The sequence below is a fragment of the uncultured Microbacterium sp. genome (assembly GCF_963521695.1).
Classification (GTDB): domain Bacteria; phylum Actinomycetota; class Actinomycetes; order Actinomycetales; family Microbacteriaceae; genus Microbacterium.
Genome location: NZ_CAUQWC010000109.1, coordinates 1 through 10,639 on the forward strand (window position 1 = coordinate 1; position 10,639 = coordinate 10,639).

Genomic DNA, 10,639 nt, shown 5'->3' on the forward strand with positions numbered 1-10,639 from the left:
ACGCCCGGAACCGCGCCCTCCCCGCGTTTATGCGCGCTGATCGCTTATTCACCCGGCCGCGCGTGCCGCACCGCCACCTCCCGGCGTCCACCGCCGACGCGCGCCCGTCCCGTACGCCCTTCTCCATCCTGACCGCTGCACCGCCTCGCTCCGGGCGACGCGGCACCCGCCCCACCCCACGCATAAACGCGATCCACGCCCGTAAACGCGCGCTCCCCGCGTTTCTGCGCGCGGATCGCGTTTATGCGCGGCCACAGGCGGAAGCGCACGAGTCGCGGCCCGCGGCCACGGCCGGCAGCGCGACTCCCGGCGGGAACGACGAAGGGGCGCGACATCCTCCGGATGCCGCACCCCTTCGGTCGTGCCGGACTCAGCCCTTCGTCGCGCCTGCTAGCAAGCCGCGCACGAAGAAGCGCTGCAGCAGGAAGAACACGATCAGCGGCACGAGGATCGAGATGAACGTTCCCGCCGACTGCAGGAACCACTGGTCGCCCCAGGTTCCCGACAGGGAGTTCAACGATTGCGTCAACGGGAGCGAGGACGATGGCGCGAAGATCGTCGCCACCAGCAGGTCGTTCCAGACCCAGATGAACTCCAGCACCGCGAAGGAGGCCAGGGCGGGAGCCGCCAGCGGCAGGATGAGGCGGAAGAAGACCTGCCCGTGACCGGCGCCGTCGACGCGCGCGGCCTCGATGACCTCGGCCGGAATCTCGGCGATGAAGTTGTGCAGCAGGAAGATCGCCAGCGGCATCGCGAAGATCACGTGTGCGATCCACACGGTGGCGAAGCTGTGCTCCACACCGCGCAGGTCGAAGCCCGGGAAGATCGTGACGTCGTTGATGGTCAGTCCTCGCGAGAACAGGCTCAGCAGCGGCACGAGTGCCATCTGCAGAGGCACGATCTGCAGCGCGAAGATGAAAATGAAGAAGAAGTTGCGACCCTTGAAGTCGATCCAGGCGAAGGCGTACGCGATGAGCGAGGCGATCGCGAGGGCGAAGAGCACGACCGGGATCGTGATCGCCAACGAGTTCAGGAACGACTGCGCCAACGTCAGGGCGGTGCCGCCCGATGTGAGTGCGAGGCGGTAGTTGTCCAGCGTGAACGCCGGGTCGACGAAAACCGTCCACCAACCGGTGGACTGCGTGTCGGATCCGGGACGGAACGACGTGATGAACAGACCGAACGTCGGGATCGTCCAGAAGAAGGCGATCACGACGGCGGCGATCGTCGCGCCCTTGGAGGTCAGGCGCTTGCGCGCCATCGCCTCGTGCTTGCGCGTGTCGCGGGCGACCTGACGTGCGGTGCGGGTGTCGGTCGTGGGTTCGAGCACCACGGTGGAGGTGGTCATCGCACTTCCCTCTGCTTCCGGATCTGGCGCACGTTGAAGATGATCAACGGCAGCACGAAGACGAACAGCACCACGGCCAGCGCCGCGGAGTGCCCGTAGCTCTGGAATCGCTGCTGCTGGTTGACCATCTCGAAGGCGAGCACGGTCGAGTCGTTACGACCGCCGGTCATGACGGCGACGATGTCGTAGATCTTCAGCGCGCCGATGGCGATGGTGGTGAGCACCACGATGAGCGACGAACGGATGCCGGGGACCGTGACGTTGATGAACCGCTCCCAGGCGCTCGCGCCGTCGAGCTCGGCTGCTTCGTTCTGCTCCGGCGGCACGGCCTTGATGGCGGCCGAGAGGATGACCATCGCCAAGCCCGTCTGGCTCCAGATGAACACGACCACGAGCAGGAGGGTGTTCACCAGCGGCGCCGCCGACAGCCACGAGATCGGCTGCCCGCCGAAGGTGGTGACGATGGCGTTCAGGATGCCGAGCTGGTCGCCCTGGCGGAAGTCGTAGACGAACTTCCAGATGATGCCGGCACCGACGAACGAGATCGCGAAGGGCATGAAGATGAGCACCTTGAGGTACTTCTCCCCCGCGGCGCGGTCGATGAAGACGGCGTACGCGAGACCGATCGCCGTCGCGATGGTCGGCGCGAGCAGCACCCAGATGAGGGTGTTGATGACCGACCAGAACCCCTCGGGGTTCGTGAAGGTCCAGATGTAGTTCTCGAACCCGACGAAGTTCTCACCGGTCTTGTCGAAGAACGACTGGAAGAAGGTCGTGATCGCCGGGTACACGAGTCCGAGCAGCAGGAGGATCGCCGCGGGAGCGGCGAACAGGATGAGCTGGAACAGGTAGCCCGCGCCCTGGCGGGAGCGGTAGTCGGCGTAGAACAGGACCGCGCCGAGGAGGATCGCGATGCCCAGCACGTAGATGACGGCGTTCTGGTAGGGGCGCAGCAGCATGAATGCCAGCACGGGGATGACGAAGCATGCCGCCAACCGCAGCCAGAAGTAGCCCTTGCCGGATCGCGGCGCGTATTCGATGAGCAGCAGCAGGATGCCGACGACGGCGCCGAAAGCCACGAGGACGAGCGGGATCTGCACGATGGGGCTGAGACCGCCGAGCCAGATGAAGAAGCTGTTGAGCGAGAACCCGAGCGTGGTCGGCCTGGTCTCCACGGGCGCGCGCGTGACCATGAAGAGGAAGAGGGCCACCGCCAGGATGAGGCCGACGATGACCACGAGCAGGGTGGTGCGATGAGTGGCTGCGGAGCCGCGCGACGCGGGCTTACCCCGGCCGGTCGGCGGTGGCGACGCCGCCGGCGTCGTCTCCGCGTTCTTGATGTCGGTCATGACGTCCCTCCCGAACACGTCTTCGTGCTCATCGATCAGTGCCCGGATGCCGCGTCGGGCAGGTTAGAAGTATGGACCGGATGGGCCGCCCGCGCACGGCGGGCGGCCCATCGATCGGTCACGTCGATCAGTTGTTGTAGCCGGCCTGGATGTCGCTGAGCACCTGGTCGGTCGGAGTACCGTCGATCCAGCTGACCATGCCCTTCCAGAACGAGCCCGAGCCGACGGTCGCCGGCATCAGGTCGGAGGCGTCGAAACGAACCGTGGTGCTCGGGTCCTGCAGGGTCTGCATCGCCTCCGTGAGGAACTCGCTCGAGGCGAGCGACGGGTCGGCTCCCTTGTTGGCGGAGATCACACCGCCGAGCTTGACGCGGGCGTCGGCGAACTCGGGCGTCGACATGTACTCGACGACCTTCTGCACGCTCTCGTCGTCGGAGAAGGCAGCGACGAACTCGCCGCCACCCTCGACCGCGAGCTCACCCTCGGTCACGCCCGGGGTCAGGAACGCGTAGACGTCTCCGTCGGGCGCGATCGTCGGGGTCTGACCGGCCGCGTTGGTGACCGTCAGGAAGTTGGCCGAGAGGAACGACGCCTGGTGCGTCATCGGGCAGCTGCCGTCGGCGACCTTGGCGGCGACGTCGGCGAAGGCGGTCGAGTTGATGCTGCTGACGTCGCCGAAGCCGGCGTTGACGTACGCCGGGTTGAGTAGGATGTCGCCCACCGCGTCGAAGGCCGCCTTGATCTGCGGGTCGGTGAACGCGACCTCGTTGGCGACCCACTGGTCGTAGACGTCGGGGCCCGAGAGACGCAGCACCATGTCTTCGACCCAGTCGGTGCCGGGCCAGCCCGAAGCGGCGTCGGAGGCGAAACCGGCGCACCACGGGGCGGCGCCGGTCTTCTGCTGGATGGTCGCGGTGAGGGTCATGAGCTCGTCGAGCGTCTTGGGGATCTCGACGCCCCACTCGGCGAACTTCGCCGGCGAGTACCAGATGTAGCCCTTGAGGTTGGCGAGCATCGGGGCGGCGTAGAACGTGCCGTCCTCGGTGCCGTACGACTTCCAGTCCTCGCCCCAGTACTCGTCGACGTTCGACGAGACGGCGTCCGAAGCCGCCTGCACCTCACCGGTGCCGATGAGGGTCTTCAGCAGACCCGGCTGCGGGACGATCGCGATGTCGGGGGCGTCGCCACCCGACACCTTCGTGACGATGTTGCCCTCGAAGCTCTTGTCACCGGTGTAGACGACCTCGATGCCCGTGTCCTGCGTGAACTGCGCGAACGTCTCGTTCAGCGCGTCGGCCTCGGTGCCGGTGATTCCGCCGGAGATGCGGACCGTGGTCGCGCCCCCACTCGATCCGCTCGTGCCGCCACTGTCGCCTTCGGCGCAGCCCGCGAGCGCGATCGCACCGATCGCCAGCAGCCCGACGGGCGCCAGCATGCGAGTCCGCTGTGACATACCCATGTGGTCTCTCCTCTTTGAGTTCTGTGGTGCACCGGATCCAGTAGGGAACCGATTCCAGGCAACCGTAGAGGCAATTCACAAGAGCCGCAACCAGCGTCAGGTCACGAACCGATAACTGGCGTATTTCCGGCGCCCATCAGGTGCACTCACCCCCGGAACCGGTTCCACTTTGCCGGGATGTTGGATACTCTTCTCGACGTCGACACGGACGTCGACCCATTACGAGGAAGTCCACGCATGAGCGGAATCGCTGAGGTGGCGCGCCTGGCCGGCGTGTCCAAGTCGACCGCCAGCCGCGCCCTCACCGGCGGCGGCTACGTCTCCGACGGCACGCGCCGGCGCGTCGCCGACGCGGCGGCATCCCTGGGATACGTCCCCTCCACGAGCGCGGTGAGCCTGGCCACCGGCCGCACGCGCACGATCGCGCTGATCGTGCCCAAGGTGAACCGGTGGTACTTCGGAGCGATCGTCGAGGGGGTCGAGCGCACTCTCATCCCGCTCGGCTACGACGTGACCCTGTACGTCGCCGAACCCGGCTCGAACGACCGGGAAAGCCTGTACTCGACCTACCTCGCGCGCAAGCGCTTCGACGGCATCATCGCGGTCGCCCTCGAGCCCGACGACGCCGACCTCGAGCGCCTCGCCAACATCGGCAAGCCCGTCGTCAGTATCGGAAACGCCCTCTCCGGCGTGCCGACGCTCGGGCTCGACAACATCGCGATCACCCGCATCATCACGCAGCACCTGATCGCGCTGGGGCACACCGACATCGCTTTCGTGGGCAGCACTCCCCCGACCGACGCTCCCGCGAAAGACGTCGACGAGCGCTCCATCGGCTACAGCAACGCGATGAACGACAATGGCCTAGCCGTGCGCATTCGAAACGTCCCCTCCACCCTGACCATCACCGATGCATACGCCGCGGCCGCCTCTTTCCTCGCCGACGCGGCATCACGTCCGACGGGGGTGGTCGCCGCGTGCGACGAGGTCGCGATCGGCGTGATCATCGCGGCACGGCGCATGGGGATCTCGGTGCCGAGCGAGCTGAGCGTCGTGGGCATCGACGGGCACGATTACGCCGAGATGTTCTCCCTCACCACGGTCGAGCAGTTCCCCCTCGCACAGGGCATCGCCGCGACGCGCATCCTCGTCTCCCTCATCGAGGGCACCGGCGACGCCCCCCGTCGCACCGAGGCCGAGACGCGCCTCGTCGTGCGCGCGTCCACCGCACCCCCGCGTTCCGCCTGACGACGACGATCCCGGATGCCACGGCATCCAAGGCCCCGTGCGAGACGACGGAGACCCCGGATGCCACGGCATCCGGGGTCTCCGTTATCACTGCGGATCAGTCGCTCTGGCGCACCGCCCGGCGGCGCGCGAGCACGCCGAGCCCGAGCAGCGCGAGCGCGGCGAGGAGGCCGGCACCCATCCAGCCCGTGTCGGCACCGGTCACAGGGAGCGAGCCACCCGTGCCCGGTGCGCCGCCCTGGCCCGCGCCGCTGCCCGAGCCGGAGCCCGAACCGCCGGAGCCCGAACCGCCACCGCCCGCGAGCGCTCCGACCTGGATCGGAACCGTCACATCGGTGTCGCTCGGCTGCGCGCTGAGCTGCAGCGCGACCTCGCCCGTGGCGTCGGCGGGAACGCCGAGGGTGACCGTCGCCGCCCCGTTCACGACGGGGAAGTCCACGGCCTCGTCTGCCGCACCCCACGTCGCCGACAGCGACGTGTTGGCCGGAGCGCCGAGAGAGGTGAGGTCGAGGTTCGAGACAGCGACGGTGACGTCGCCGCCCGGCTCGACCTGAGCGGGCACACCCGAGACCTGCACCGCACGGGCGGTGAAGTCGGGGGTGAGGTCGGGGTTCGCCTCGAGGTAGGCGATCCACCCGTCGCGGTCGATCAGGCCGGAGTCGCGCGTGTCGGCGCCCTGCCCGAGGACCGCGAAGGCGTCGCCGCCCTGCAGGAGGAAGCTGAACGAGCCGACCCGGTACGTCGCGGCCGGGTCGACGGGAGCCCCGTCGATCCAGATGCCGGTGATGCGCTGACCCGCGCCCCGGGCGACGTCGTACGTGACGCGCACGTTCTCCGAGACACCGAGCGCGAGGTCGCGGTCGCGGCCCGCCGTGTCACCCCACTGCTGCTCGAGAGCGAGTCGCAGCTGTTCCCCGGTCAGGGTGGTGGTCCACAGGTTGTTCACGAACGGCAGCACCGCGTTCGCCTCGGCCAGTGTGATGACCCCGTCGCCGGCGTAGAGGAGTTCGGCGCGCAATCCGCCCGGGTTGACCAAGGCGATCTCCGCCCCGCCGCGCGCGGGGTCGGCGAGGGTGTCGCGCAGGGCGTCGGCGACCAGGCCGCAGAGCGCGGACTGCTTCGAGCGGTCGTCGCGCTGGCCGCCCGTGTAGACGCCGTCGACGTACGACCCGCCCCGGAAGGCGGTGGTGATGTCGGCGGTGACCGACCCCACGGGTTGTGCACCGACTCGGTCCGCCTCGGTGCGCGCGAGCTTCACGATACGGTCGACCTCTTTCACGCGCGGATAGGTGGCGATCAGCTCGGCATCCAGGGCTGCGCTGTTCGCGGCGGTCTGCTCGGCGTTGTTCGGCACGGTCGCCGCGGCGAGGCGGGGCACATTGCGCGCGGAGTAGTCGACGACCTCGCCGTTCTGCTGGTCGACGGTCAACACGATCTCGCCGATGTTCTCGCCGTAGCTCCCGGTCTGAACGATCGGGCGTGTCCCCTCACCGCCCGGGATCGGGGCGTCCCACGCGTACTTCTGGTGGGTGTGACCAGTGAAGATCGCGTCGACCGCGGCATCCGTCTCGTTCACGATCTTGGCGAAGGCGCCGCCGGCGGCCACCGCCTCCTCGATGGTCTCGCCCGTGGAGTCGCCTTCGGCGGCACCCTCGTGGTACTCGGCGACGATGACGTCGACCTGATCCTCGATCTCGGCGACGACGCGGTTCACCTCGGCCACGGGCTCGCGGAACTCGATGCCCTCGATACCGCCGGGCGAGACGAGCTGCGCCGTCTCCTGCGTGACGGCGCCGATGACGCCGACGCGCACTCCGTCGACCTCGAAGATCGCGTACTCGTCGAGCAGCGGCTCCCCGTTCTTGTAGACGTTCGCCGCGAGATACGGGAAGTCGGCGGAGTCGGACACGCGCCCGGTGAGGTCGGCGGCGCCCTTGTCGAACTCGTGGTTGCCCGTGGCGGATGCCGCGAGCTCGAGCGCGTTCAGCACCTCGATGGTCGGCTCGTCGTCGAAGTACGCCGAGGCGAACAGCGACGCCCCGATGTTGTCTCCGTTGGAGAGGAAGAGGGTGTTGTCCTCGCCCCCCTCGGCGCGCAGCTGCTCGATGGTGCCGGCGAACTTCACCGTGTTGGCGTCGATGCGACCGTGGAAGTCGTTGATGCCGAGCAGATTGACCGTGGTGACGCCGAGATCGAGCCCGACGACGACGGGGTCGTGGTCGCTGGAGCGGTAGGGCGACGCGTCGTAGAAGTTCCGCACGTTGTAGTTGAAGCGGCTGTACTCGAGGGCGAGCGCCTCGACGGCGTTGATGCTCCAGATGTCGGTGCCGGTGACCAGCTCCCGTGCCGACGGCGACGCCAGCACGTGGTCGAGCGAACCCGACTGGCCGCTGAACGAGTACGAGTACTCGCCCGTGCCCGCCTCGAGGGGCTCGAAGCCGTACTCGCGGAGCTTCTGGATCGGGTCCTCCTGCGTGTAGGCGTTGAAGTCACCGAGCAGGAACACCTCGTCGGTGCCGACCGCGGCCGCACGCGCCTGCGCGAACTTCCCGAGGGCGTCGGCCTGGCGCACGCGGTCACCGTTGAAGGCACCCTGGATGCCATTGGCGTTGTCACCGGTGGCGGCGGGGCGACTGTCGCCCTTGGACTTGAAGTGGTTCACGATCGCGAGGATCTTGGCATCCGAGGAGGAGACCGGGGCGAAGGCCTGCGCGAGCGGCTGACGGGCGTTGCGGAACGCCGGATCATCGAGGATGACGCTGTCACCCGACGGCGCGACGACGGCCTTCTTGTAGATGAAGGCGGTACGGATGACGTCTTCGGATGCCGGCAGCACGGCGGCCGAGGGCACGAACTCCCACTGCGACGAGCCGACCGCGGCGTTCAGTGCATCGACGAGGGTCGACAGCGCCTCATCGCGGTCCTTGCCGAAGGCGGCCGAGTTCTCGATCTCTTCGAGCGAGACGACGTCGGCTCCGAGTCCGTTGATCGCGGCGACGATCTTGTCCTGCTGGCGCGTCAGGTTGGCGTCGTTGGCCGCACCGCGGGGTCCGGGAGCGGGGCACGTGTCGGCCGTGATGGGGTTGCCCTCGCGGTCCTTGTACGTCGAGGTGCAGCCGACGCTCTCGGCGGTGGTCGTGAAGTAGTTGAGCACGTTGAAGCTCGAGATCTTCACGTTTCCGCCGACGTCCTCCGGCGCCGCGGTACGGGTGTTCTCGAAGGTCGCCGGCTGCACGCCGCCCGCGTTGTCGACGGTCAGCTGCTGCGTCGGCTGGAACTTCCAGGCGTTGTTGCGGAAGTCGAGGATGACCGGCGTCGTGAACGACACGGGGGCACCGACGCGCACCGGCTCGGTGAGCGAGACGTACGGCAGCGGAATGCCCTTGTTCGCGTCGTTCAGGAAGTTGATCGACGCACCATCGTCGAGCACGACCGCGCGCGCGTTGTTATCGGCGACGGCCGCCACGTAGGCGGGCGTGTCGGGGCGCGCCACGTCGGTGGGGGTGCGCAGCGGCGTCTCGCCGGCCGCCAGACCCACCTCGGCGTACTGGTTGGTCGAGTAGGTGTTGGTGACGGTGAAATCGCCCTGCGGCTCGAGGAGCATGCCCTCGAAGCGCTCGCGCTCCTCGTCGGTCTTCGGCCACGAGACCTTCGCGGGCTGCACGGCGGCGGCCTGCTCCGTCAAGATGCCCACCGCGGCGCCGTCGGCGGTGATCTGGGTCTGGCCGGCGAATTCGCTCGCCGTTCCCGTGACCTCGACGTGCTGGCCGATCGACACCTTCTGGGTGGCGTCGGAACCGTAGACGAAGACGGCGTCGGAGGCGGCGTGGGTGGCCGGGTCGAGCGGGCCACCGGTGCCGGGTGTCTGGAGGTAGAACCCGTTGTATCCGCCCGTCGGGTAGGCGGCGGTGACGATACCGCGCGTGGTGACGGTGGCGCCCGCGAGGGGCGTCGTGGCTCCGGTGCCCTGGATGTCGCGGATCGGCGTGACCGCACCGGGGGTGACGGTCGGGGTGGGTGTCGGCGTCGCCGTGGGGGTGGCCGTGGCGGTCGGCGCGGGCGTCGGCGTGACCGCGCCGCCCGAGCCCTGGGGCGTCACGGTGGTGGTGTTGGCGAAGTCGAGGGAGTTGTCGTTCGTGTCGACGAAGCCCGTGCGCACGAGCGCGTTCGCCGTACCGTTGGGGCCGTCGACGGACGCCGCCGTGGTCTCGAAGCTCGCCGCGCCGCCGTACCCGAGGAAGTCGACGACGCGACTGTCGGCGACGGAGCCCGCGGGCACCGCGAGCGACTCCGCGACGTTGGCGAGGAACAGCTGGCCGGTCGTGCCCGAGGGGTTGAGGCCCCCGCTCGTGATGTCGGCGGCGGGAAGGTCGGCGCCGACGCTGCCGTCACCATTGCCCGGCAGTCCGATGAGGTAGTACCCGCCGGGGGCGATCGACCCGGTCAGCGGCTGCGTGTTCGCACCGGTCGGAGCCGCCACGCTGCTCGCGGAGCGGTACTGCAGCGACCATCCGCTGAGGTCCTGAGCGGTGTCGCCGGCGTTGTACAGCTCGACGAACTTCTTGTTGAAGAAGGCTCCGTTGCTCCCACCCTTCAGGTAGGCCTCGTTGATCACCACCCGGGGGCCGTCGGCGGCGAACGCCGGGAGCGGGACGAGTGCGGAACCGAGCAGAGCGACGCCGAGGGCGGCGCTCAGCGCGGTCGTGAAGCGGCGCGCGGGTACGCGCGAGGCAGCGTTGGGCATGAGTCTCCAGGTACCGACGCGCGAACGATCGACGTCGGGTGGGGGGATCGACGGGGGTTCTCAACGACCGTAAACGATGGGCATACGGTTTTCCCAGGCTTCAACGTTTCGATCTGGTGAACATCGGTCCCTCGACCGGTGAAACCGGGTTCCACGCTGCGCGCACTGTCCAAGATCCCGGATGCCGTGCCCCGGCGCCGGAGCGCATCGGTACCGAACCGCGCCTCAGTGTCACTCCCCCGGCCGGAAACGCCGAAGACCCCAGCGGCAACTCGGGTCCTCCGGCCGGAGACGACGAGGCCCGGGAGGCCAGCGGCAAACTCGGGGCACCCGCCCGGAGACGACGAAGACCCGGATGCCAACGGCATCTCGGGTCACCCGCCCGGAAACGACGTAGACCCGGATGCCAACGGCATCTCGGGTCACCCGCCCGGAAACGACGAAGACCCGGATGCCAACGGCATCTCGGGTCACCCGCCCGGAAACGACGT

General features: G+C 68.5%; 5 protein-coding genes. 1 reads left to right on the forward strand and 4 read right to left on the reverse strand.

The window, feature by feature from the left end; genetic code table 11:
- Positions 1-370: 370 nt before the first annotated feature.
- From RWP81_RS09520 to RWP81_RS09530, 3 genes are all read right to left on the reverse strand, one after another.
- Positions 371-1,348 (reverse strand): carbohydrate ABC transporter permease, encoded by a 978-nt coding sequence (locus RWP81_RS09520; RefSeq protein ID WP_243224231.1) that lies wholly within the window; start codon positions 1,346-1,348, stop codon positions 371-373.
- On the reverse strand, positions 1,345-2,697 hold the full coding sequence (locus RWP81_RS09525; protein WP_399540576.1) for a carbohydrate ABC transporter permease: 1,353 nt from the start codon (positions 2,695-2,697) through the stop codon (positions 1,345-1,347). Before RWP81_RS09525 ends, RWP81_RS09520 begins: the two co-directional genes overlap by 4 nt.
- A gap of 127 nt (positions 2,698-2,824) precedes the next feature.
- On the reverse strand, positions 2,825-4,156 hold the full coding sequence (locus tag RWP81_RS09530) for an extracellular solute-binding protein (RefSeq protein ID WP_314455348.1): 1,332 nt from the start codon (positions 4,154-4,156) through the stop codon (positions 2,825-2,827).
- A gap of 237 nt (positions 4,157-4,393) precedes the next feature.
- Here RWP81_RS09530 and RWP81_RS09535 point away from each other — a divergent pair, with 237 nt between their 5' ends.
- A complete protein-coding gene (locus tag RWP81_RS09535; RefSeq protein ID WP_314455352.1) occupies positions 4,394-5,404 on the forward strand; it encodes a LacI family DNA-binding transcriptional regulator in 1,011 nt (336 codons plus the stop codon).
- A gap of 97 nt (positions 5,405-5,501) precedes the next feature.
- Here RWP81_RS09535 and RWP81_RS09540 read toward each other — a convergent pair whose 3' ends face one another.
- Positions 5,502-10,148, reverse strand: coding sequence for an ExeM/NucH family extracellular endonuclease (locus RWP81_RS09540; protein WP_314455355.1), 4,647 nt, complete (start codon positions 10,146-10,148; stop codon positions 5,502-5,504).
- Positions 10,149-10,639: the final 491 nt, after the last annotated feature.

Excerpts from the sequence above, each read along its gene's own strand:
- RWP81_RS09530 (WP_314455348.1), bottom strand. The coding sequence starts at position 4,156 with ATGGGTATGTCACAGCGGACTCGCATGCTGGCGCCCGTCGGGCTGCTG.
- RWP81_RS09535 (WP_314455352.1), top strand. The coding sequence starts at position 4,394 with ATGAGCGGAATCGCTGAGGTGGCGCGCCTGGCCGGCGTGTCCAAGTCG.
- RWP81_RS09525 (WP_399540576.1), bottom strand. The coding sequence starts at position 2,697 with ATGACCGACATCAAGAACGCGGAGACGACGCCGGCGGCGTCGCCACCG.
- RWP81_RS09540 (WP_314455355.1), bottom strand. The coding sequence starts at position 10,148 with ATGCCCAACGCTGCCTCGCGCGTACCCGCGCGCCGCTTCACGACCGCG.
- RWP81_RS09520 (WP_243224231.1), bottom strand. The coding sequence starts at position 1,348 with ATGACCACCTCCACCGTGGTGCTCGAACCCACGACCGACACCCGCACC.